The organism is Microbacterium sp. LS_15 (assembly GCF_041954735.1).
In the GTDB taxonomy this organism is placed as follows: domain Bacteria; phylum Actinomycetota; class Actinomycetes; order Actinomycetales; family Microbacteriaceae; genus Microbacterium.
In genome coordinates this window covers 39,839-63,141 of the sequence record NZ_JAVAYD010000008.1, presented here as the reverse complement: position 1 = coordinate 63,141, position 23,303 = coordinate 39,839, and the positions used below count along the sequence as shown (strand labels likewise).

Sequence of the window (23,303 nt, the reverse complement as noted above, 5' to 3'; positions counted from 1 at the left end):
ACACGAACCGAAGGATCTGATGGATCACGACACCGCCGCGCGCACCACTCTCATCCGCTCGGCGTCCGACGCCGGTTCGCGGGTGTTCGAGACGATCCTCACGCGCAGCCCCATCAGCCGCATCGACATCGCCCGCCAGACGGGCCTCTCCCAGGCCGCCGTGACCAAGGCGGTCGCCCCGCTCGTCGCCGCGGGACTCGTCGACGCCCCGCCCGCCTCGCACCGCGACGGCACTCCCGGCCGACCGGTCAGCCCCGTGTCGATCGTGCTCGAGTCGATGGTCATGATCGGCGTCAAGGTCAACGTCGACGAGGTGATCGCGGTGGCCACCGACCTCGCCACGACGATCCTCGCGAGTGAGCGCCGCGCGCTCCCCGCCGACGACCCGCACACCGTGCTCGACGCCATCGTCGAGGTCGTCGCCGCTCTCGAGGGCGAGCTGGGCGACAGCGTCTCGGCGATCGCCGGTATCGGCGTCTCGGTATCCGGCGACGTCGATACAGCGACCGGCATGGTGCGGGAGTCGAACATCATGGGCTGGGCCGACGTGCCGTTCGCCGACCTCCTCGCCCAGCGCGTCCCGTGGCCCGTCACCCTCGAGAACGACGTCCACGCCCTCACGATCGGCGAGCACTGGTTCGGGGTCGGCCTCGGCACGGCATCCTTCGCGATGGTCACGATCGGCCGCGGCATCGGCAGCGGCCTGCACCTGAACGGCGAGGTGGTCAGCGGCGCGTTCGGCGTCGCCGGCGAGATCGGGCATCTGCCCCTCGCCGACCCTGCGCTGGTGTGCCCGTGCGGCCGCCGGGGCTGCGTCGAGGCCGCCGCATCGACGCCCGCGATCGAGTCGGCCGTCTCCGCCGCCCTCGGCCGCCCCGTCGCGATCGCCGAGGCCGTCGAGCTCGCGCACGCGGGCCAGCCGGAGGCGGATGCCGCGTTCCGCGAAGCCGCCCGCCTGATCGGCACCGCGATCGCCACCCTCGTGAATCTCACCGGACCCGAGGTCGTCATCATCGGCGGCGAGGGGGTGTCGAACTTCGATCTCTTCGAGAAGACCCTGCGCGACGCCTTCGAGGCGCACGCGTTCGGCGCGGCCGTGCGCTGCCGCATCGTCACCCGACCGCACACCTTCGAGGACTGGGCCCGCGGCGCCGCCGCCGCCGCCATCCAGTCTCTCGTGCGCTGACCCCGTCGCCCGTCGACGGTCTGGCTCGTCGCGCATCGGGCGAACGAACGCGCACAGCAGGATGCGCGGGACGGATGATCCGTCCCGCGCATTCGCTCAGGGGTTCAGAGCGCGTCGTACAGCTTCTGCTGCAGCTCCAGGTAGCGATCGACGCCGAGTCCCGCCAGGTCGTCGAGGTACGACTGCCATGCCCCGTCGTCGTCGATGTCGCGCTGACCGGTCACGAACTCCGCCTGCGCCTGCGTGATGTAGGTGGCGATGTTCGTCTGCAGCTCGGCGATCTCCGCTGAGGTGTCGGGGTCGGGCCAGAGCTTGTTGTCGGGGAACAGCAGGTCCTCATCGGGCGCGTACGGCTCATACAGCTGCGAGGCCTCGAGAAGACGGCGCTCGTAGCCGTCGGGAGAGTAGATGTCCTCCGGCACGACCTGCGAGTTGCGGTATTCGAGCGAGTCCCAGTACTGCCCCATCGAGCGCCAGGCCGCGTTCGACGTCTCGTCGTAGGTCAGCGGCTTGAACGTGGGCTCGAGCTCCGGGTCCAGAGCGACGTCGCCCTCTTCCGCCGGGACCCAGGCCTCGCCCTCGGGTCCCATCGCGCCGAGGCGGTCCCCCTCGTCGGTCACCAGGTAGTCGATGACCTTGATCGCCTTGATGCGCTCCTCCTCTGTCGACTTGTTCGTGAGGGCGAACATGCCGAGCGGGCTGACCTGTGACCGGTAGGTGGCGAACTGCGTGCCGTCCGGCCCCTTCACCGGCGCGACGGCGTCGTAGTGCGTGTCGCGGCCGTCGGGCGAGTCCGCCGTAACGATCTCGTACGGGTGCAGCACGGCGGCGGCGCCGAGGATCTCGGCATCCGCGTTGTCGCCGAGAGCGCGCAGCGCCTCGCCGTTCTGCGTGAAGGATGCCGTGTCGACCAAGCCCTCGTCAGCGAGCGAGGCGATGTACTGCAGTCCGGCACGCCAGCCGTCAGAGGTCGCCGAGAGCTCGACCTTGCCGCCGTCCATCACCATCGGCGGCGGGCTCGACGGGCTGCCGTACGGCGCGTACGCGAACGCGTTCATGAAGTAGTTGATGACGGGCTCACCCGACGAGGCGCTGAGCGGGATCTCGTCGGCCTTGCCGTTGCCGTTCGGGTCGTCGTTCTTGAAGGCCCGCAGCACCTCGCGGAGCTCTTCCGTGGTCGTCGGCTGCTCGAGTCCGAGCTTGTCGAGCCAGGTCGTGTTCATCCACAGCTTCGAGGGGTAGCTGCAGTGGAAGCACTCGGTGAACTGGGTGATCGCGTAGATGTGACCGTCGGGCGCGGTGACCGACTGCTCCCAGTCGGGCTTCTCCTCGAAGCGCTTCTTGAGGTTCGGCGCGTACTCGTCGATGAGGTCCTCGAGCGGCACGAGCACGCCCTGCTGGCCGTACTTGAGCACCTCACTGCGCGAGAACGCATCGACCCACGGCACGAGGAAGTACGCGTCGGGGTAGTCGCCGCTCGCGAGCGAGACCTGGCGCTTCTCGCCCGCGACGCTGCCGTCGTAGGTCGTGGTCTGCCAGTCGAAGTCGATGTCGAATTTCTTCTCGAGCAGCTGGGTGAACTCGTTGTCCTCGAGCGAGCCGTTGTCGCCCTGCGGGCCGAACGCGACGAGGGCGCCGTCGTCGTCGCTCGGCGACGTGCAGGCGGCGAGCGCCAGCCCCGTCGCGACGACGGTGACGGCGGCGATCGCACGCCGTGTGTTGCGGTGTGTCATTTCCGGAATCTCCTTTGACCGGTTCCAGGTGCGGGTGTGTGTGGTGGGTTCGGGGGAGCCGTGTCAGCCCTTGACGGCGCCGATCATGATGCCCTTGCTGAAGTACTTGGCGACGAAGGGGTAGGCGATGAGCATCGGGATGGTCGCGATGACGACGGTCGAGTACCGCAGCAGGTCGGCCAGCTCGCGCCGCCGCAGCTGCTCGGCGACGTCACCGCCGCCGCCGGCGTCGTTGAGGATGAGGAGGCCCCGCAGCACGAGCTGGAGCGGCTGCAGGTCGGCGTCGCGCAGGTACAGCAGGGCGTCGAAGTACGAGTTCCACTGCATGATCGCGTACATGAGGGCGATCACGGCGAGCAGGGGTTTGGCGAGCGGCACCACGATCGTCCACAGGATGCGGAGTTCCGATGCCCCGTCGAGCTGCGCGGCCTCGTACACCTCGTCGGGGACGGAGGAGCGGAAGTAGACGATCGCGATGATGACCTGCCAGACGCCGATGGCGTTGGGGAGCAGCATCGACCAGCGGGTGTCGAGCAGGCCGAGGGACTGCACCACGAGGTACATCGGGATCACGCCGCCGGTGAAGAGCATCGTGAAGACCACCCCGCCGGTGATCACCTTCCGGCCGAAGAGCTGCGCCCGTGAGAGCGGGTACGCGATGGCGACCGTGCCCACCACGCTGATGAGCGTGCCGACGACCGTGTAGAAGACGGAGTTGCCGAAGCCGCGCAGGATGGCCGGGTTGCCCAAGGCCTCCGCATAGCCGCGGAGGGTGAAGTCGACCGGCCAGAACAGCACCCGACCCGACGACACGGCCTGAGGGCTCGACAGCGAGCTGGCGACGATGTTCAGCAGCGGGAGCAGGACCACGAGCAGGAAGACGGACAACAGGATGTACGCGGCGACCACGAAGACGCGGTCCGCTCTCGTCTCCTTGACCTTGACGCCTCGCGTGAGCGGGTCGCGCCTCGGCCGGCGTTTCCTGTTCTCGGCGACGACGATCTCCTCGGTGAGGAGCGCCTCGGTGTTAATCGCGGTCACCACAGTCCGTTCCCCGTCACTCGCTTGGACACCGTGTTCACCACGAGCAGCAGCACGAGGCTGATGACGGCGTTGAAGAGTCCGATCGTCGCCCCGAGACTGAAGTTCGCATTGAGGATGCCCGTCTTGTACACGTAGGTCGGGATGATCTCGGAGGTCGAGAGGTTGAGCGCGTTCTGCAGGAGGAACGCCTTCTCGAACCCGATCGCCATGATGTTGCCCACTCCGAGGATCAGGATGATGGATGCCGTGGGCAGCAGCGCCGGGATGTCGACGTTCCAGATCTTCTGCAGCCGGGAGGCGCCGTCGATCTTCGCCGCCTCGTAGAGCGAGGTGTCGACCGAGGCGAGGGCGGCGAGATAGATGACGGCGGAGTATCCGGTCGTCGTCCAGATGTCGGTCGCGACGTAGATGTGGCGGAAGAAGTCCGCGTCGGCGAGGAGATCGACCTGACCGGCGCCGAAGACGCTGAAGGTCCGCCCCAGCAGCCCGACCCGGGGCGAGAGCAGCAGGATCGTCATCGACACCACGACCACCGTGGAGATGAAGTACGGCGCGTAGGTGACCAGCTGGACCGTCCGGCTGAAGAACTTCAGCCGGACCTCGTTCAGTGCGAGGGCGAGGATGATCGGCAGCGGGAAGCTCGCGATCAGCGTGTAGCCGGCGAGGAGGAACGTGTTGCCGACGAGCCGGGGGAAGACCGGGTTGCGGAACAGGTTCGCGAAGTTGTCGAAGCCCACCCAGGGGCTCCCCCACACGCCGTCGATCGGGTTGTAGTTCTTGAACGCGATGACCGCGTTGGCCATCGGCACATAGCGGAAGACGATGAACCAGACGATGGGCACGAGGAGCAGCAGGTAGAGCTGCCAGTAGCGGCGCAGGCTGCGGCGGAATCGTGCGCGTATCGAGGTTCGTCGGCCGGTCGGGGCGACCGCCGTCGGTGGTGCGTGCTCAGCACTGAGCTTCATGTTCGCCCTCCCGGGGCAGGATTACTTTACGTCGTAATAAAATCACGACCTCCCGCAAATCGCAACGACGATTTTCGCATCGACCGATTTCGCCGGCGTGCTTGCGCCCGCTTCGCGGACGTGGTTTATTGACGATGTCAAGTAACTACCGGAGGGTCTCATCCCATGACTTCCCGTGTCGACGCCGTCGTCGCACTCCGCGCCGCAGGCGCCTCCCTCGTCATCCAGCTCGCCGCGCCGATCCCGCGCATCCTCCACTGGGGCGCCGACCTCGGCGAGATCGATCAGGCGACGGCATCCGCGCTCGAACTGACCGCCGGGCCGGCTCAGCTCAACAACTCCCCCGACGTCCCGCGCACCTTCTCCGCCCTCCCGACCGAGTTCGAGGGCTGGTCGGGCACACCCGCCATCGCCGGCAACGCGCAGGGTAGGGCGACCACTCCCCGTCCGCGCCTCGTCGCCCACGAGATCGAGACGAGCGACCCGATGCGCGGAGGTCGAATCGCCCTCGAGTTCGAGGACTCGGTGACCGGCCTGCGCACAACTCTCCGCTACCACCTCGACGAGCACGGCGTCCTCGCTGTGGACACCACGATCGTGCGGGATGCCGGGCTCAGTCCGCGCATCTCGAACGCGCCGTACACGCTCGACGGCGTCGTCGCGCTGCTGCCGCTCCCCGAGCGGGCGGCCGAGATCCTCGACTTCACGGGCAAGTGGTGCCGTGAGCGCTCCCCGCAGCGGATGCCGTTCGCCTTCGGCACACACCTCCGTTCCGCGCACCGCGGCAAGCCGGGCCACGACTCCCCGTTCCTGCTCGCCGCCGGTACGCCGGGCTTCGGTTTCGGGCACGGCGAGACGTGGGCCGTGCATCTCGCGTGGTCGGGCGAGCAGCGCTACCTCGCCGAGCGACTGACCGAGGGCGCCGGCGCGTTCTCCTCGGTCATCGGCGCGGGTGAGGAGCTGCACTCCGGCGAGGTGATCCTCGAAGACGGCGACCGCTACGACGCGCCGACGGTCCTGTTCCTCTGGTCCGGCGCGGGACTCGACGGGCTGGCCGACCGGCTGCACCGTCGTCTCCGCTCGCGCGCCGCGCACCCCCGTTCCCCCCGGCCACTCGTGCTCAACACCTGGGAGGCCGTCTACTTCGACCACGACCTCGATCGTCTCACCGCCCTCGTCGAACGAGCGTCCGAGGTCGGCGTGGAGCGGATCGTGCTCGACGACGGCTGGTTCCGGGGGCGGCGCGAGGCAGACGCCGGACTCGGGGACTGGTACGTCGACGAGCGGGTCTGGCCGCACGGGCTCGGTCCCCTGGTCGACCTCGTGCGATCGCACGGCATGCAGTTCGGGCTCTGGTTCGAACCCGAGATGATCAACCTCGACTCCGACCTCGCGCGGGCGCATCCCGACTGGGTGCTCGGTCCCGCCGAGGGTCTGGGTCCGGCATCCCGCTCGCAGTACGTGCTCGACATCGCCCGCCCCGAGGCCTTCGAGTACCTGCTCGATCGCATCGACACCCTCGTCCGCGAGCACGCGATCGACTACCTGAAGTGGGACCACAACCGCGATCTGCTCGAAGCGGTGAGTCGTGCCGACGACGGCGACCGCCCGAGCGTCCACCGCCAGACCGTCGCCCTCTACCGGTTGCTGGACGAGCTGCGCCGACGGCATCCGACCCTCGAGATCGAGACGTGCTCCGGCGGCGGCGGACGCATCGACCTCGGCATCCTCGACCGCACCGACCGTGTCTGGGCCTCCGACTGCAACGATCCCGTCGAGCGGGGGCACATCGAGCGCTGGACCCGCCTCGTCGTGCCGCCGGAGCTGATCGGCTCGCACGTGGGCGCCGCGCGGTCCCACACCACGGCACGCACGACCGACCTCGCGTTCCGGCTGACCACGGCGCTGACCGCGCACGCGGGCATCGAGCAGGATCTCACCGCTGTCGACGACGACGAGCTCGCCGTCATCACCCGCTGGGCCGCGATGTACCGGGAGTTCCGCCCGCTGCTGCACAGCGGCCTCGTCGTGAACGCCGACCTCGCCGACGACGCGACTGCACTCACGGGTTTCGTCGCGCAGGACGGCTCGTCGGCGCTGTACACCTGGAGCCGCTTCACCACGTCGTCCTCCGGCCAGTCGGGGCGCGTGCGTCTGCCCGGCCTCGACCGCGACGCGCAGTACGACGTGCGGATCCGCGAGGATCTCGGCGCTGCCAGCCGCCACCAGGGCGACGATCCGGCCTGGGTCGCCGAGGCCGTCACCCGCGCCGTGCGCCTGCCCGGCAGCGTGCTCGCGGAGGCGGGCGTGCCCCTGCCGACCCTGAACCCGCAGCAGTCGATGCTGATCGAGCTCCGGCGCATCGACGACTGATCACCCCTTCCCATCCCCGACAGAGCAGTCGAACGAGAGGAACACCATGAAGACCCATCGACAGCGCCGGCGAGCAGCCGCGGTCACGGCGGCGCTCGCCGCGGCCGCGCTGGCCGTCGGCCTCGCACCCGGCGCCTCCTGGGCGGAGACGACCGCCCCGTCACCCGAGCCCACCGAGGCCTCCGCGCCGCCGACCACGGCAGACCCGACGCCCCCGCCCGCGGAGGAGACGGCAGCTCCCGCGCCGTCCGCGACTCCGGCTCCGAGCGAGACCGCGCCGAGCCAGCCGGCCCCCGACGACGAGTCGGCGCGCCGGAGCGCAGGACAGGCGGCGCCACGCCAGGGCGTCGGAGTCTCGCCGCTCTCGGCATCCGGCCCCTATATGGGCTGGAGCAGCTACAGCATGCAGGTGTACGAGGGCGGGCAGTGGATCACCGCCGATCAGATCATCGCGCAGTCCGACGCCATGCACGACAAGCTGCAGAAGTTCGGCTACGAGTACATCAACATCGACGCCGGATGGAACGGCGGGCAGGACGAGTACGGCCGCCCCATCCCCAGCGCGACGCTCTACCCCGACGGCCTCGACGCGGTGATCGACCACATCCACGGCAACGGCCAGAAGGTCGGACTGTACCTGATCCCCGGCATGAGCCTCGAGACGGCGCAGAAGGCCCTCCCGATCTACAACGCCCCCGGCTGCACGACCGAGAACCTGCTCAAGCAGCCTCTCCAGCAGGGCGACTACTGGGGCTTCGGCTACCGACTCGACTTCGACAACCCCTGCACGACGAAGTACATCGACTCGATCGCCGACCTCCTCGGCGACTGGGGCGTCGACTTCATCAAGTTCGACAGCGTGACCCCGGGATCGGGCGTGAGCAATCTGTCGATGGACGCCCGCGAAGAGGTCGCGGCGTGGTCCCAGGCGCTCGCGCGCAACGACATCTGGTTCGAGCTGTCCTGGGCCGTCGACATCGACTACGCCGACTACTGGAAGGAGTACGCCGACGGCTGGCGCGTCGACTGGGACGTCGAGTGCTACTGCGGCGACGAGGCGCTGACCACGTGGGAGAACGTCGCACGCCTGTTCCCGCGTCTCTCAGACTGGTGGCGTCACGGCGGTCCCGCCGGGTGGAACGACCTCGACTCCCTCAACGTCGGCAACGGCAAGATGGACGGGCTCACCAAGGACGAGCGCCGCACGGCCGCCACCCTGTGGGCCACGGCCGCCGCCCCGTTCTACCTCGGCAACGACCTCACGAACCTCGACCAGTACGGACTCGAGCTCGTGACCAACCCCGAGGTCATCGCCGTCAACCAGGCGGGCGTCCCCGCCCGCCCCGTCTCGACGGCGACCAAGCACCAGGTCTGGTACTCGCTCGCCCCCGACGGGACCTACACGGTCGCGCTCTACAACCTCGGACGAGCGGATGCCGACATCACGGTCGACTTCGCCGACATCGGCCTCGACGGATCGGCGAAGGTCCGCGACCTGTGGTCGCGGAAGAACCTGGGCACCGCAGACGGCAGCTTCACGGCCGAGAGCGTGCCGATCCACGGCGTACGACTGCTCAAGGTCACGCCGGCCACGCAGTCGGTGCTGACGGTCAACGACGACGCCCTGCGCGTCACGTACGCCGGCGAGTGGACGCGCAACGGCGGCGCGGAGCTGCCGGCGACCTCGCAGCCGTTCACGGTCGCCGTCACCGACACCCCGGGAGGCGGTACCCCGAACCCGCCGGCCACCGGCGTCACGGTCACGCTGAACGACGACGACTCGCGGATCGCCTACAGCGGGTCGTGGGGCTACAGCAGCAACCGAGGGCTCGGTGATCACGGAGACGACGTGCACTACGCCGAGGCGAACGGCGCGGCGTTCCAGTACACGTTCCAGGGCACGGGCATCCAGTACGTCACCGAGAAGCACGAGTCGCAGGGCGACGTCGAGGTGTACCTCGACGGGCAGCTCGTCGACACCGTGAGCACGTACCTCGATCCGTCCGACGGTCGACTGTCGCAGCAGGTCGTGTACAGCGTGTCCGACCTGCCGAGCGGCAGCCACACGCTGCGCGTCGTGAAGAAGTCCGGTTCGTTCATGCTCCTCGACAAGCTCGTCGTCACGCTCGACAGCCAGCTGAGCACGACGTCCGGCGCCTTCAACAAGGCGGCACCGGCCGACGTGTCGGTCGATCTGCTGCGCGACCCGAGCGCCCTGAGCTCGATCAGCGTCGGCGGAGAGGCGCTCGAGCGCGATGTCGACTACACGGTCGACGGGAGCACGGTGACGCTCGCTTCGGCGTACCTCGCCACCCTCCCGGTCGGAGACGCCGTGCTCGACTTCGCCTTCGCAGGCGACCACCTCGACGACGTGCACTCCACGACGACCGACGGCGACAGGGTCTCCTTCACGTTCCGTGGCACGGCGGTGTCGTGGATCGCGCCGAAGGGTCCCGATCAGGGCACGGTCGACGTGTACGTCGACGGCACGAAGGTCGAGACCGTCGACACCCATCACGCGACGCGGCTCACCTCGCAGGAGCTGTTCGCGGTCTCCGGACTGAAGGACAAGGAGCACACGATCGAGATCGACAAGACCTCGGGCGACGTCCTCCGCACCGACGTCTTCGCCTACACGGTGAAGAAGGTCGGCTGATCGGACGGGGGCGGATCCGCCATGGGTGGATCCGCCCCCGCATCCGGTCACCGTGATGTCCGACCCCCGGGGCACACTCGGGTCATGGAGATCACACTCACGCAACCGGCGGGGCTCGTCGTCAGCCCCGCCTTCAGTCATGTCGCGGTCGTGCCTGCAGGCGCGACCACGATCTACGTCGGCGGTCAGAACGGCGTCGACGAGACCGGCGCCGTCGTATCCCACGACGCCGGAGAACAGGCGCTCCGCGCCGTCGAGAATGCCCGGACGGCTCTCGCCTCACAGGGCGCCTCGCTCGACGACGTGATCAGCTGGACGATCTATCTCCATCAGGATGCCGATCTGCGCGCCGCTTACGGCGCCGTCGCCGCGACGCTCGCACGCGACGGGGCGCCGCCTCTCGTCAGCGCGGCTCTCGTCGCGGGGCTCGCCGTCCCCGGCGCGGTCATCGAGGTGAGTGCGATCGCCGCCGTGATGCGCGAGTGACCCCGAGTCCGTCGCCGGGGCGGCGATGTCCTCAGATGCGACCGCGCACGGGCGTGCGCTCGACGCCGTCCCCGCCCTCGGGCATCGCCATCTCCGCACGGACGCCCAGCAGACGCACTTCGCGGTCGGCATCCAGCGTGGCGCCCAGCGCGAGGGCGGCGGCGACGACGTCCTGCCGCTGCATCGTGGGCGCGGTCAGCTTGCGACCGAAGGTCTTCGTCTCGAACGGCGCGTAGCGCACCTTCAGATTGACGCGGATCACAGGGCGTCCCTCCTCGGCGCAGTCATCGAACGCCTGCCCGGCGAGATCGGCGAGCGCGGCCTCGACCTCGCCCGGCGTCGTGAGATTCTGCTGGAAGGTGCTCTCCCTGCTGTGGCTGCGCGCGACCCACGGCGTGTCGTCGACCACGGCCGGTCCGATCCCCGAGCCGAGCCCGTGGTACCAGACGCCCATGCGCGGCCCGAACTCGGCGACGAGCTCCGACTCGTCCGCGTCGGCGAGGTCCCGCACCGTGTCGATGCCGTGCGCGGCCAGCCGCTTCTGCACCTTGGGCCCGACGCCCCACAGCTCGCGCGTCGCGCGCTCTCCCATCACCTCGAACCAGTTCGTCTCGGTGAGGCGGAACACCCCGCGGGGCTTGCCGAACTCCGTCGCGATCTTGGCGCGCACCTTGTTGTCGCCGATGCCGACCGAGCAGTGCAGGCCGGTGGCCTCGAGCACCGCCGCCTGCGCCTCGCGCGCGACCTGCTCCGGGTCGTCGGTCGAGACGCCGAGGAAGCACTCGTCCCAGCCGATGACCTCCAGCACGACGCCGGGGAGCCCGCGCAGCGTCTCCATCACCTGCGCCGAGGCCGACTCGTAGGCCTCGTGGTCGACGGGCAGGAACACCGCATCGTCCGGAGCCTTGCGCGCGGCGATCTTCAACGGCATCCCCGACCCGATACCGAAGGCGCGCGCCTCGTACGAGGCCGTCGAGACCACGGCTCTCTCGGTCGGGTCGCCGCGTCCGCCGACGATCACGGGCACACCGGCGAGCTCGGGGCGCCGCAGCACCTCGACGGCGGCGATGAACTGGTCCATGTCCACGTGCAGCACCCAGTCGGCCATGCAACGAGTGTGGCCGCGTGCCGCGGGGATGTCATCCCCCTTGCCGTGAGCCGCGAGCGGCGTCAGCCGATCGCGACGGCGATGGCCGTCGCGATCACCGCGAGCAGCGGAAGGGTGCCCTGCATGGCCGCCGCGCGGGCCTTGGTGCGGTCGGAGAGCACGAGCACGAGGGCGGCCGCGACCATCATCCCGGTGCCGGCGAAGACGAGCGTCAGGCCGACGGTCGGCGCACCCACGATCACGAGACCGATGCCGATCAGCGTCGTCAGGGCGAGGAAGAGGTTGTAGAACCCCTGATTGAAGGCGAGTCCCTTCATCGTGATGGCATCGGCCTCGCTGGGCACGCCGAAGATCTTGCGGGTCTCGGGCTCCGTCCACTTGAGCGACTCGAGCGCGAAGATGAAGACGTGGAAGGCAGCGGCAGCGGCTGCCAGGACGAGACCGACGATGAGCATGAGTCGATCGTATCGAGCGACCGCCGGCTAGACGAGGAAGATCGGCAGCAGACCGGGGTTGTGCGCGTGCACCAGCACTCCGAAGACCACCGCGTCGAACAGCAGATGCACGGTGACGACGTAGGCGAGCGAGTGCGTGCGCAGGAAGATGAATCCCTGCAGCAGTGCGAACGGGATCGTGAGCACCGGCCCCCATGCGCGGTATCCGAGCTCCCAGAGGAACGACACGAACACGATCGTCTGCAGCACGTTCGCGAGGGCGTCGGGGAAGTGCCGGCGCAGCAGCGCGAACACCGTGCAGATGAAGAACAGCTCGTCCCAGATGCCGACCGCGCCGACGCCGACGAACAGCCGCGCGATGAGGTCGGGAGTGTCGACCACGGGCCAGTTCTGGTACACCCCGCTCGTGATGAAGTAGAACGGCAGGATCAGCCAGCCGAGCACGAGCACGGCGACGAGCCAGCCCCACTGCAGTCGGCCCCAGCGCGTGCCCGAGCGCCACGGGAAGCTGATCGCGCGGTCGCGGAACACGAAGCGCGACACGAGGTACGGCACGGCGACGGCTCCGCCCAGAGCCAGCGTGAAGCGCAGCATCGCGAGGTTGTCGAGCTCGGCGGCGAGCGGGATGACGCTGACGATCAGCATCCCGAGCGCGATGAGTGAGAGATCGCGGGTGAGCGACGGTTCGCGGCGCACGCCGATCACGCGTGCGGATTCCGGGCGCGACCCCACGCTGACGACCTGGTCGGGCACCCGGGGACGCGTCCTCTCCACGAGCCACGCCGACAGGATGCCGACGGCCAGGAGCGCCCAGCCGAGCCACGGCGTCTGCAGCACGAAGAAGGACGGGGCGGCGAGGCACACGAGCACCGCGGGGGCGATGCCCGGCCACACCGCTGCGTCGCTCGTCATCGCGGTCACGCGCCGCGCGGCGTGCGTCGGTACACGAGGTCGCGGATGTCGCGCCCCTTCGCGATGCCCTTCCGCTCGAAGGCGGTCATGACACGCCCCTCGAAGCGCTCGGCCCACTCCCCCTCGAACGCGCGCTCGAAGTCGGGCTCGGCGTCGAGCACCTCGCGCATCTGCAGCGCGTAGTCCTCCCAGTCCGTGGCGAGCCGCAGCAGACCCCCGTCGCGCAGGGCACGCGCCGCCGTCGCCCCGAAACCGGGCCGGATGAGACGGCGCTTGGTGTGCTTCTTCTTGTGCCAGGGATCGGAGAAGAACACCCAGACCTCGGCGGCGGCACCCTCGGGGAGATACGACGCGAGCACCTCGGGGGCGTTCGCCTCGACGACGCGCAGGTTCCTGACGCCCTCACGATCGGCGTCGAGCATCGTGCGCGCGAGACCAGCGCGGAACACCTCGACCGCGAGGAAGTCGTCCTCGGGTCGGGAGGCGGCGGCCGCGACGATCGCGTGCCCCTGGCCCGAGCCGATCTCGACGTACAGGTCGGCATCGCGGCCGTACTCGACCGCGGGGTCGAGGCGCGCCTCGGGGTGCACCGAGGTCCATGCGACGTCGCGGGGGACGTCGAGCAGGTAGTGCGGGCCGAGCTCCTCGAAAGCGCGCTCCTGGGCGTCGGACATCCGGCCGCTGCGGCGCACGAACGACACCGGTTCGTCACGGAAGGTGCGGGGTTCGGGCATGACTCCAGGGTAGTCGGCGACCGATCGCGCTCAGGATGCCGGGGCGGTCACGAAGTCGATGAGCTCCTCGACGCGACCGAGCAGCGCCGGCTCCAGATCCCGGTAGGTGCGCACCTTCGAGAGGATGTGCTGCCACGCACGCGCGGTGTCGGCCTGGGTCTCGTGCGGCCAGCCGAAGGCGCGGCAGATGCCGGTCTTCCAGTCGATCCCCCGCGGGATCTCCGGCCAGGCCCTGATGCCGAGGGCGCGCGGCGTGACGCACTGCCAGACGTCCACGAACGGGTGGCCGACGATCTTCACGTGCCGGCCGTGCGGTCCCCGGGCGACGGCGTCCGCGATCCGCGACTCCTTGGATCCGGGCACCAGGTGGTCGACGAGCACGCCGTAGCGGCGGGTGGCGCTCGGAGGCTCCTCCGCCAGGAGCTCATCGAGCAGATCGACGCCCTGCAGGTACTCCACGACGACGCCCTCGACCCGCAGGTCGGCGCCCCACACCTTCTCGACGAGCTCGGCGTCATGACGGCCCTCGACGAGGATGCGGCTGGGGAGGGCTATCCGTGCCCGCTGGTCTGCGATCGCGAAGGACCCGGATGCCGTGCGCTTCGCGCCCTGCTGCCTCGCCGCCGGGGGCGTGAGCCGCACCGCGGCACCGTCGATGAGGAACCCGCCGCCGAGCGGAAACAGGCGCTTCCGCCCGAGGCGGTCCTCGAGCTCGACGTTCCCGCCCTGCACACGCGTGACCGCACCGCAGAAGCCGTCGGAGGCGACCTCGACCACGAGGTCGATCTCCGCCGCGACGTCGGGAACCGGCTTCTTGCCCCGGTCTCTCCACCCCGTCGCGAGCACGTCGGATCCGTACCTGTCGTCCATGCCTTCCAGCGTATGTGTCTCCGCTGACGGCGAACGCTCATCCGCGCTCGGATGCTGTCGCGTGTCGGACTCAGTGCATAGACTCGTGCCATGGGGCTCGGCTGCCGGTCGGAGGGAAGACGATGAAGACACGGTTTCTCGCGCTGGCTGCCGCCGCACTGACGACGGCCATCGTGAGCCTGTCCGCTCCGATCGCCTCCGCCACCGAGCCGGTGACCCTCGACTCCGGTTTCGTCACCGATCAGGCCGGCGTGCTGAGCGCGAGCGACGAGCAGGCGATCGAGGATCGCCTCGAGCAGCTCAGCGAGGCCTCATCGGTCGAGCTCTTCGTCGTGTTCGTCGACGACTTCACCGCTCCGTCCGACAGCGTCCGGTGGGCCGACACGGTGGCGGACGCCAACGGGCTCGGGTCGGATCAGTACCTGCTCGCGGTGGCCGTCGAGGGCCGGAACTACTACATCTCCGCCGCTTCCGACGGCCCGCTGAGCGGAGGGAAGCTCGACGGCATCGAAGACAAGATCCTCCCGCAGATGCGGGATGAGGACTGGAGCGGCGCCATCATGACCGCCGCCGACGAGATCCAGGGCGACGGCGGCGCCGGGGCGCTGCGCGCGACCCTCATCGTCGTGGGAATCGTCGTGCTCGCGCTCCTCGTCTGGCTCGTCATCGCCCTCGTGCGGCGAGCACGACGCAACGCGGCGATCCGTGCCCGAGGCGCGATGCCCGAGAAGCCCGATCCCGCCGATCCCTTCTCCACCCTCACCGACGAGCAGGTGCAGACGCAGGCCGGCGCCGCACTCGTGCAGGCCGACGACGCGATCACCTCCAGTCGCGAGGAGCTCGGCTTCGCCGTGGCGCAGTTCGGCGAGGCCGCGACCGCCGAGTTCAGCGGAGCCGTCGAGACGGCCAAGGCGAAGATGTCGGAGGCGTTCGACCTCAAGCAGAAGCTCGACGACGAGATCGAGGACACCGTCTACGACCGTCGCGCCTGGCACATCCGCATCATCCAGCTCTGCGACGAGATCGACGACGTGCTCGATGACAACACCGAGGCCTTCGATGCGCTCCGAGAACTGGAGCAGAACGCGCCGCAGGAGCTCGAGCGCGTGCGTGGCGAGCGGGCGGCCCTCGACCCGGTCCTGGCGGGCGCGGAGGCCGCACTGGCGGGCCTCGCCGCGACCTACGACCAGCAGGCGCTCGGCACCGTGATCGACAACCCCGCGCAGGCGGCCGAACGGGCAGCCCTCGCCGACCGCTCGATCGCCGCGGCCGCACAGGCGATCACCGACGGCCGCACCGGAGAGGCGGCGTTCGCGATCCGCACCGCCGAGCAGTCGGTCGCGCAGGCCGCGCAGCTCGTCAAGGCCATCACCGACCTCGGCGCCGATCTCGGACGCATCGAGTCGCAGGCGCAGGCCCTGATGGCCGAACTGCAGGCCGACATCGCCGCCGCCCAGCAGCTGCCCGACTCCACCGGGACGATCGCGGGCATCGCCGCCGCGACGGCTCAGCAGCTGCAGCAGGCGCAGGCCGGCAGCACCGGCGCCGGGCGCAACCCACAGCGGATGCTCGACGCGCTCACCGCGGCCAATACGCAGATCGACGCCGCCATCGCGCAGGGCACGCAGGCCGTGGAGCGCGCCCGACGCGTGCAGCAGATGATGGAGCAGACCCTGGCGCAGGCCGAGTCCGAGATCCGCGCCGCGCGCGAGTACATCGAGACGCGCCGAGGCACGGTGGGGTCGACCGCACGAACCCGACTCTCGCAGGCCGAGTCGACGCTCACCCAGGCGCTGAACCTCCGCCCGTCGAATCCCGAGGCCGCGCTCACCGAGGCGGGTCGCGCCCTCGACCTCGCGCGCCAGGCGACGGCATCCGCTCAGGCGGACGTCGCCGCGATGAACCCCTCCCGCTATGAGAACGACGGCTGGGGCGGTGGCGGCGTCTTCGGCGGGGGCGGCGGCAGCAGAGGCGGCGGGTCCGGCCTCGGCGGCGACATCCTCGGCGGCATCATCGGCGGGCTGCTCTCCGGAGGCGGCGGCGGAGGCGGCTCCTCACGCCGCAGCAGCTGGCGTTCCAGCGGCAGCGGCGGATTCCGCAGCTCCGGCTTCGGGGGCGGCGGGCGGTCCAGTGGCCGCAGCGGCCGTTCGGGAGGTCGACGCTTCTGAACCGCATACCCCCTGACACCCAGACCTCGACTACGACCCTCTGAAAGGAACACGCATGACCAAGCAGTCCATCTTCGGACGTATCTCGACCCTCGTCCGGGCGAACATCAACTCGCTCCTCGACTCCGCCGAGGACCCGCAGAAGATGATCGACCAGCTCGTCCGCGACTACACCAACAGCATCGCGGACGCGGAGTCCGCCATCGCCGAGACCATCGGCAACCTCCGCCTCCTCGAGCGCGACCACGAGGAAGACGTCCAGGCGGCCACCGAGTGGGGCAACAAGGCTCTCGCCGCCAGCCGCAAGGCCGACGAGATGCGCTCGAACGGCAACGCGGCAGACGCCGACAAGTTCGACAGCCTCGCGAAGATCGCGCTGCAGCGTCAGATCAGCGCCGAGCGCGAGGCGACCGGTGCCGAGCCGCAGATCGCCGCGCAGACCGAGATCGTCGACAAGCTCAAGTCCGGCCTCAACGGCATGAAGGAGAAGCTCGTCGACCTGAAGAACAAGCGCAGCGAGCTCCTCGCCCGCGCCAAGGTCGCCGAGGCGCAGACCAAGGTGCAGGATGCGGTGTCGTCGATCAACGTCCTCGACCCGACCAGCGAACTGGGCCGCTTCGAAGACAAGGTGCGCCGCCAGGAGGCACTCGCGCAGGGCAAGGCCGAGCTCGCCGCGTCGAGCCTCGACGCCCAGTTTGAGAGCCTCGAAGACCTCGGCGAGCTCACCGAGGTCGAGGCTCGGCTCGCCGAGCTGAAGGCCGGCGGCTCGACCGCGTCGCGCCAGGCCATCGAAGGCTCCTGATACACCCCGCTGATGCCCCGGACGAGCTCGTCCGGGGCATCAGCACTTCCCCGGGAGGGAGACATGGTGCGTTTCCTCGTCGTGCCCCAGTGGCAGGGTTCACCGGCGGCTCGTGCGATGCTGCTCGTCGATGGTGCGTCCGCGATCGCGGGCGATCTGCCGCGCGCCGCGACGACCGTGCTCGACGTGCCGGTCGAGGCCGGCGAATCGCTCGGCACCGGTGTCCGACGTCTCAGCGCGCTGCGCCGCACGCGTGAGCTCGTCGCCGAGAGCATGACCGCCGACACGGTCGTGATCGGCGGCGACTGCAGCGTCACGGTCGCCGCCCTCGACGCGCTGCCCGGCGGGACCGACGACATCGCCGTCGTGTGGTGCGATGCACACGGCGACCTGCACTCGCCCGAGTCCTCCCCGTCCGGGGCGTTCTCGGGGATGGCGCTCCGCGCCGTCCTCGGCGAGGGCGAGCCGCAGCTCGCGCTCTCCCCCGGCATCCCGCGCAACCGGGTCGTCGCGGTCGGGATGCGCACCCTCGACGACGAGGAGGTTCCCGTGCTCGACGGTCTCCGCCGCCTCTCCGTGACCGACCTCGATCGACCGGACGCACTCGCGGAGGCCGTGGCTGCGACCGGCGCGACGCGCGTCTGGGTGCACATCGACGTCGATGTGCTCGACCCCTCGGAGATGACCGGAGTGTCCGACGCTGCGCCGTTCGGTGTCACGCCGGCCGCGTTGAGCGCATCGATCCGCGCGCTGCGCGAGCGCGTCCCCCTGGCGGGCGCCACGATCGCGGGCTTCGCGCCGCGCTCCCCTGCCGACGCCGTCGACGACCTCAGCGCCCTGCTGCGACTCGTCGGAGCGGTCGCATGACCGCCGACTGGCGGCCCGTCGCCGAGCGGGCGCTGGAGCGCGGTCGACGCCTCGACCGACGCATCCCCTCGTTCCTGCTGCGCTCTCCGATCAGCCGACTCGGCTACTGGTGGGGCACCGGCGTCGGGTGGGTCTGGGGGTCGCTGTGGAGCACGGGACCGGTCGAGCGCCGTGCCGGCCTCTGGGTGTTCCGCGGGATGCCCCGGTGGACGTATAACCGCGGCGGCGTGTGCGTGGGCGGATGCTTCCTCACCGGCGACGCGCAGCCGAGCGAGGCGATGCTGCGGCACGAGGCCGTGCACAAGGCGCAGTGGCTCCGCTACGGATTCCTCATGCCGGTGCTGTACCTGTTCGCGGGCCGCGATCCGCTGCGCAATCGTTTCGAGATCGAGGCCGGCCTCGAGGACGGGAACTACGTCCGTCGGACGCGCTGACTCGCAGCCGCGCACACGAGGACACACGCGGTCAGCTCACCGGAGCCGGCGACCTCGAATCAGCGACCGCCTCGACCCTCGGAGAAGATCAGTGGTCGGAGGGCAGCAGGCCGAAGCGCTCGGGCGCGTGGATGCGGTGCGCGTCGACGTCGAGCGTTCCCGTGAGGTGCTCGACGATGTCGGCGGTGCCGAGGTAGCCGCCCAGGAGCGTGATGTGCGTCTCGTCCTCGTCATCGCACAGCATCTCGTCGGCCCAGGCGCAGGTCGCGCGCGTGAGGGCCTGCCCCGGTGCGCAGGAGCGACCGGTGCCGGGCGCGCCCGAGCGGCGGTCGCGAGCGAGCCAGGTGACGGTCATGCGCCCGGGGGCGTCGATCACTCCGATGTCCGATGCCTGCGCGACCTCGATGAAGATGCGGCCGGAGGCGCACAGCGGCAGAGTCGCGAGGAAGGCCTCCAGCTCGGCGAGGGAGTTCTCGTCGGCGGTCACGAGGTGGTGCGCGCGACGGCGAGCGGCGCGGCGTTCGGCGCGCGAGCTGCGGGTGTCGAGGGAAGCACTCATGATGCTTCGATCGTACACCAAGTGAAGGCTTGCCTAACCTTCTTCGCCGACCGCTTCGACGAGTGTCGATCGAAGGGCCGCGAGCTCGGCATCCGTCATCCCGTTCGCCCGGAGGTAGCCGGCCGCCGACCCCCAGCGCTCGTCGACCACCGCGAGCAGGGTGCGCATGACCTCGGCGGGCGACTGGGTCGCGAGGGCGACAGCGTGCACGGCCTCCGGGTGCTGGCTGCGCAGGTAGGCGGCGATGCGCCGGGACCGCTCGGCTGGCAGCTGCGATTCGGTCAGAGCGTAGTCGTCGATCACCGCATCCCGGTCTGCGCCGACAGCGGAGAGCGCCAGGGCGACCGTGACTCCCGTGCGGTCCTTGCCGACCGTGCAGTGCACGAGCGTCGGCTCCCCCTCCGCGATGACGCGGATGGCGGCGACCAGGCGATCACCGCTCTCCTCGAGCAGGTGCAGGTACAGGTCGTCGAGGCTCGTGTCGCTCTCGAAGAACGACCGCACCGAGCCGAGGAACAGGGGCAGATGCGTCGTCTCCGGCCCTTCGATCCCGCTGGGCTCGGCAGCGACCTCCTCCCCGTCGCGGAGATCGACGATGCGGTTGACACGGTGCCGCAGGGCGTCGGCGCCGGAGGTCGTGGCACCGGACAGCTGACCGGATCGCAATAGGATGCCGGAGCGGATGCGTCCGCCCTCGGCCGGCATCCCTCCGACGTCGCGGACGTTGGTGACGCCGTCGATGTCGAGGATCGTCATGCCTGCGCCTGGGGCGTGCGTGGCGGCACCGGGTAGCGGCCAGCGATCACGACCCTGTTGAAGGCGTTGATCGAGATGCACGCCCAGCTGAGGGCCGCGTACTCCTTCTCGGTGAAGATCGCGCCGACACGGTTGTAGACGTCGTCGGAGATGCCGTCCTCGGAGATGAAGGTGAACGCCTCTGCGAGCTCCAGCGCCGCCTGCTCCCGCTCGGTGAAGACGTCGCTCTCGCGCCAGGTCGCGATCTGCATCATGGTGTCGGTGTCGATGCCGGCCGCCGTGGCGCGGTCGACGTGCACGCGCGTGCAGTACGCGCAGCCGTTGAGCTGCGAGCAGTGGATCATGACGATCTCCTTGAGGCGGTCGTCGATCCCGTTCGCCGCGCAGATCTGACCCACGGTCTTCGAGAAGGCGTCCAGAGCCTGGTAGGCCGTCGGCTCGGTCTTGGAGAGGTGCACCCGCGTCTCGGTCATGCATCCATGATATTCCGCGGCGGTGTGGGGACGGCGGGAGACTAGCGGGCCGCAAAAATGCAGAGAGACCACAGAAAGCGACAACTTCTCAGCAATGCGCCAAGTCTATACCGATAGGAAGTGTGCAGAATGATCTCGCATTTCCGCCGCGCGCGTCCGGCGGAGCAGAATGAACACGTGGCGACCGACATCAGCGAGTTCAGCTATCTTCCCGCGCAGGCCGAGTCCCTGGGCGTTCCCGTCCCCGGCGTCGAGCGTCTCGTCCTCCCTCTCCCCGACGGACGTCAGGTGAGCGGGCTCCGGTACGGCACAGAGCCGCCGCGCGTCACCTTCCTGCACGGCGCCGGACTCAACGCCCACACGTGGGACACCACGGTTCTCGCCCTCGGACAGCCCGCGCTCGTGATCGACCTCGCCGGCCACGGCGACTCCGCCTGGCGGGACGACCTCGACTACACGCCGCGCACTCTCGCCATCGACGTCGCAGCCGCTCTCGACGCCTGGGCCGACCGGCCGCAGCTCGTCGTCGGGCAGTCGCTCGGCGGGCTCACCGGAGCCGCACTCGCTGCCGCACGCCGCGACCTCGTCGCTGCCCTGGTGGTCGTCGACATCACCCCGGGCATCGACACCTCGGCCGGCCCTGCGGCTCTGCGGGAGTTCTACGCCGGCCCCACGGACTTCGCGACCCGCGACGAACTCGTCGACAGGGCCATCGCCTTCGGCTTCGGCGGCACCCGTCCCGACACCGAGCGCGGCGTGTTCCTCAACACGCGCGTGCGAGACGACGGCCGCATCGAGTGGAAGCACCACTTCGCCCACCTCGCCGCTCAGGCCCTCGCCGCCCACGACCCCGGCGAGGCGTCGGCGCCGTCCGTGCTCAGCGCCGCTGGATGGGACGACCTCGCGCGCACCGACGCCGCCGTCACCCTCGTGCGGGCGGAGCGCGGGTTCGTTACCGCGGAGGAGGCGGATGACTTCGCCCGCCGCCTCCCCCACGCGACCGTGATCGCGCTCGACGCCACGCACAACGTCCAGGAGACCGCGCCCCGCGAGCTCGCAGCGCTGATCGCCGAGCGTCTCCCGCACGAATTGTGACGTTCCGTTCCCGAACCGACCCCCACCCCTCCGACTCGTCCCTAGGCTCGATCCATCGGCACACAGCAACTGCCGCACCGAGAGGAATCCCACCCATGTTCCGACGTACCAGGCGACTCGCGCTGATCTCCGCGATCGCGGCGAGCGCCGTCATCCTGAGCGCCTGCACCGGCACCGCCGAGCCCGAGAGCACCGCTCCGGTCGGCGACCCCGATCCCGACGCGACGCTGCAGGTCGGCCTCGTCCTCGAGCCGACCAACCTCGACATCCGCCACACCAGCGGAGCAGCGATCGAGCAGATCCTCATCGACAACATCTACGAGGGTCTGGTGAGCCGCGACGAGGAGAACCAGATCGTCCCTCGCCTCGCCTCCGACTACGAGGTGTCGGACGACGGCCTGACCTACACGTTCACGCTGAACGACGGCATCACCTTCCACAACGGCACGGCTCTCACGTCGGCCGACGTCGTCTCCTCGTACGAGGCCGTGCGCACCGACGCGACGCTGCAGGGCAACGCCGAGTTCGCCTCCGTCGCGTCGATCACGGCCCCCGATCCGACGACCGTGCAGATCGTCCTCGCCGAGCCCAACCAGAACTTCCTGTTCTCGCTGACCGGTCCCGCCGGTCTCGTGTTCCAGACGGGCGACGCGACGGATCTCAAGACCGCCGAGAACGGCACGGGCCCGTTCACGCTCTCGCGGTGGAACAAGGGCAGCACGATCACGTTCGCGCGCTACGACGCGTACTGGGGCGAGCCGGCCGGCGTCGCCGAGGTCGAGTTCCAGTACATCCCGGACTTCACGGCGGGCGTGAACACCGCGCTCGACGGCGGCGTGCAGGTCCTCACGGCCGTCGACCCGAACCTCGCTCCTCAGCTCGAGGATTCAGGTGACTTCACCCTCACCACCGGCCGCACGACCGACAAGGCGACGCTGGCGTTCAACAACGCCAAGGCGCCGCTCGACGACGTGCGCGTGCGCGAGGCGCTCCGGTTGGCGATCGACCACGAGGGTCTCGTCGAGGCGGTCGGCGCCGGCTCCACGCTGTACGGTCCCATCCCGGAGCTCGACCCGGGCTACGAGGACCTCTCCGACGTGATCTCCTACGACCCCGAGAAGGCGAAGGAGCTGCTGAAGGAGGCCGGTCAGGAAGACCTGGAGCTGACGCTCACGATCCCCAGCTTCTACGGCACGACCGTGCCCAAGGTCCTGATCTCCGACTTCCAGAAGGTCGGCGTCACGCTGAAGGTCGACTCCGTCGAGTTCCCGACCTGGCTGGAGGACGTGTACACGAACCACGACTACGACCTCAGCTTCGTGCTGCACGTCGAGCCGCGCGACTTCGGCAACTTCGCCGACCCCGAGTACTACTTCGGCTACGACAACTCCGAGGTGCAGGACCTGTACTCGAAGGCCCTCGCCGAGGTGGACCCCGACGAATCGGCGAAGCTGCTCGCGCAGGCGGCGCGCATCGTGTCGGAGGACCACGCGGCGGACTGGCTCTACAACGGGGCGACGATCACCGCCGTGAGCCCGGTGGTGAAGGGCTTCCCGCAGGACTCCATCAACTCGCGCATCAACCTCGCCGGCGTCACCGTCGCCGCCGAGAAGTGACGGCGACGCGC

Annotated in this window: 21 protein-coding genes; 10 read left to right on the top strand and 11 right to left on the bottom strand. The window is 69.7% G+C overall.

Features of this window, described 5'->3' with window-relative positions:
* The first annotated feature begins 19 nt into the window (after positions 1-19).
* Positions 20-1,186, top strand: coding sequence for an ROK family transcriptional regulator (locus RAC69_RS11425; RefSeq protein WP_341934863.1), 1,167 nt, complete (start codon positions 20-22; stop codon positions 1,184-1,186).
* Positions 1,187-1,290: 104 nt separating this feature from the next.
* Here RAC69_RS11425 and RAC69_RS11420 read toward each other — a convergent pair whose 3' ends face one another.
* The 3 genes from RAC69_RS11420 to RAC69_RS11410 all read right to left on the bottom strand — a co-directional run bounded on the left by RAC69_RS11420 (position 1,291) and on the right by RAC69_RS11410 (position 4,928).
* On the bottom strand, positions 1,291-2,919 hold the full coding sequence (locus tag RAC69_RS11420; RefSeq protein ID WP_375086914.1) for an extracellular solute-binding protein: 1,629 nt from the start codon (positions 2,917-2,919) through the stop codon (positions 1,291-1,293).
* Between the two features lie 63 nt (positions 2,920-2,982).
* Complete coding sequence (locus tag RAC69_RS11415; RefSeq protein WP_375086913.1) at positions 2,983-3,963, bottom strand: carbohydrate ABC transporter permease; 981 nt, start codon at positions 3,961-3,963, stop codon at positions 2,983-2,985.
* Entirely contained in the window at positions 3,957-4,928 is a 972-nt protein-coding gene (locus RAC69_RS11410) for an ABC transporter permease (protein WP_375086912.1), read from the bottom strand. The genes RAC69_RS11415 and RAC69_RS11410 overlap by 7 nt, the downstream gene beginning before the upstream one ends.
* A gap of 165 nt (positions 4,929-5,093) precedes the next feature.
* Between RAC69_RS11410 and RAC69_RS11405 the strand changes: the two genes are divergently transcribed.
* The 3 genes from RAC69_RS11405 (at position 5,094) to RAC69_RS11395 (ending at position 10,443) form a co-directional block, all read left to right on the top strand.
* Positions 5,094-7,301: an alpha-galactosidase gene (locus RAC69_RS11405; protein WP_375086911.1), complete on the top strand. Its 2,208-nt coding sequence runs from the start codon at positions 5,094-5,096 to the stop codon at positions 7,299-7,301.
* Between the two features lie 46 nt (positions 7,302-7,347).
* Positions 7,348-9,957 (top strand): X2-like carbohydrate binding domain-containing protein, encoded by a 2,610-nt coding sequence (locus RAC69_RS11400; RefSeq protein WP_375086910.1) that lies wholly within the window; start codon positions 7,348-7,350, stop codon positions 9,955-9,957.
* 84 nt (positions 9,958-10,041) lie between these two features.
* Positions 10,042-10,443, top strand: a complete 402-nt coding sequence (locus tag RAC69_RS11395) for a RidA family protein (RefSeq protein ID WP_375086909.1) — start codon at positions 10,042-10,044, stop codon at positions 10,441-10,443.
* A gap of 31 nt (positions 10,444-10,474) precedes the next feature.
* Here RAC69_RS11395 and RAC69_RS11390 read toward each other — a convergent pair whose 3' ends face one another.
* The 5 genes from RAC69_RS11390 to RAC69_RS11370 form a co-directional block, all read right to left on the bottom strand.
* On the bottom strand, positions 10,475-11,551 hold the full coding sequence (locus RAC69_RS11390; RefSeq protein ID WP_375086908.1) for a DNA polymerase IV: 1,077 nt from the start codon (positions 11,549-11,551) through the stop codon (positions 10,475-10,477).
* Between the two features lie 62 nt (positions 11,552-11,613).
* Entirely contained in the window at positions 11,614-12,006 is a 393-nt protein-coding gene (locus RAC69_RS11385; RefSeq protein ID WP_341934871.1) for a DUF1304 domain-containing protein, read from the bottom strand.
* Positions 12,007-12,033: 27 nt separating this feature from the next.
* Positions 12,034-12,918 (bottom strand): CPBP family intramembrane glutamic endopeptidase, encoded by an 885-nt coding sequence (locus RAC69_RS11380; RefSeq protein WP_375086907.1) that lies wholly within the window; start codon positions 12,916-12,918, stop codon positions 12,034-12,036.
* A 5-nt stretch (positions 12,919-12,923) separates the two neighbouring features.
* The gene (gene trmB, locus RAC69_RS11375; protein WP_375086906.1) at positions 12,924-13,652 is read right to left on the bottom strand and encodes a tRNA (guanosine(46)-N7)-methyltransferase TrmB; all 729 of its coding nucleotides are present in this window, start codon (positions 13,650-13,652) and stop codon (positions 12,924-12,926) included.
* 30 nt (positions 13,653-13,682) lie between these two features.
* Entirely contained in the window at positions 13,683-14,522 is an 840-nt protein-coding gene (locus RAC69_RS11370; protein ID WP_375086905.1) for a DUF3097 domain-containing protein, read from the bottom strand.
* Positions 14,523-14,644: 122 nt separating this feature from the next.
* Between RAC69_RS11370 and RAC69_RS11365 the strand changes: the two genes are divergently transcribed.
* From RAC69_RS11365 to RAC69_RS11350, 4 genes are all read left to right on the top strand, one after another.
* Positions 14,645-16,690, top strand: coding sequence for a TPM domain-containing protein (locus RAC69_RS11365; protein ID WP_375086904.1), 2,046 nt, complete (start codon positions 14,645-14,647; stop codon positions 16,688-16,690).
* Between the two features lie 55 nt (positions 16,691-16,745).
* A complete protein-coding gene (locus tag RAC69_RS11360; RefSeq protein ID WP_341934875.1) occupies positions 16,746-17,492 on the top strand; it encodes a PspA/IM30 family protein in 747 nt (248 codons plus the stop codon).
* Positions 17,493-17,555: 63 nt separating this feature from the next.
* Positions 17,556-18,359: an arginase family protein gene (locus RAC69_RS11355; RefSeq protein WP_375086903.1), complete on the top strand. Its 804-nt coding sequence runs from the start codon at positions 17,556-17,558 to the stop codon at positions 18,357-18,359.
* The gene (locus RAC69_RS11350; RefSeq protein ID WP_375086902.1) at positions 18,356-18,793 is read left to right on the top strand and encodes a Fe-S oxidoreductase; all 438 of its coding nucleotides are present in this window, start codon (positions 18,356-18,358) and stop codon (positions 18,791-18,793) included. Before RAC69_RS11355 ends, RAC69_RS11350 begins: the two co-directional genes overlap by 4 nt.
* Positions 18,794-18,881: 88 nt before the next feature.
* On the opposite strand, the gene RAC69_RS11345 is transcribed toward RAC69_RS11350, so the two are convergent.
* The 3 genes from RAC69_RS11345 to RAC69_RS11335 are packed head-to-tail and all read right to left on the bottom strand — an operon-like array spanning position 18,882 to position 20,581.
* Positions 18,882-19,352, bottom strand: coding sequence for an SIP domain-containing protein (locus tag RAC69_RS11345; protein ID WP_375086901.1), 471 nt, complete (start codon positions 19,350-19,352; stop codon positions 18,882-18,884).
* Positions 19,353-19,385: 33 nt separating this feature from the next.
* Entirely contained in the window at positions 19,386-20,108 is a 723-nt protein-coding gene (locus RAC69_RS11340) for a tyrosine-protein phosphatase (RefSeq protein WP_375086900.1), read from the bottom strand.
* Entirely contained in the window at positions 20,105-20,581 is a 477-nt protein-coding gene (locus RAC69_RS11335) for a carboxymuconolactone decarboxylase family protein (protein WP_341934880.1), read from the bottom strand. The genes RAC69_RS11340 and RAC69_RS11335 overlap by 4 nt, the downstream gene beginning before the upstream one ends.
* Positions 20,582-20,710: 129 nt before the next feature.
* Here RAC69_RS11335 and RAC69_RS11330 point away from each other — a divergent pair, with 129 nt between their 5' ends.
* Together RAC69_RS11330 and RAC69_RS11325 are read left to right on the top strand one after the other, a co-directional pair.
* Positions 20,711-21,676, top strand: a complete 966-nt coding sequence (locus tag RAC69_RS11330) for an alpha/beta fold hydrolase (RefSeq protein WP_375086899.1) — start codon at positions 20,711-20,713, stop codon at positions 21,674-21,676.
* Between the two features lie 95 nt (positions 21,677-21,771).
* Positions 21,772-23,292, top strand: coding sequence for an ABC transporter substrate-binding protein (locus RAC69_RS11325; RefSeq protein ID WP_375086898.1), 1,521 nt, complete (start codon positions 21,772-21,774; stop codon positions 23,290-23,292).
* Positions 23,293-23,303 lie beyond the last annotated feature (11 nt).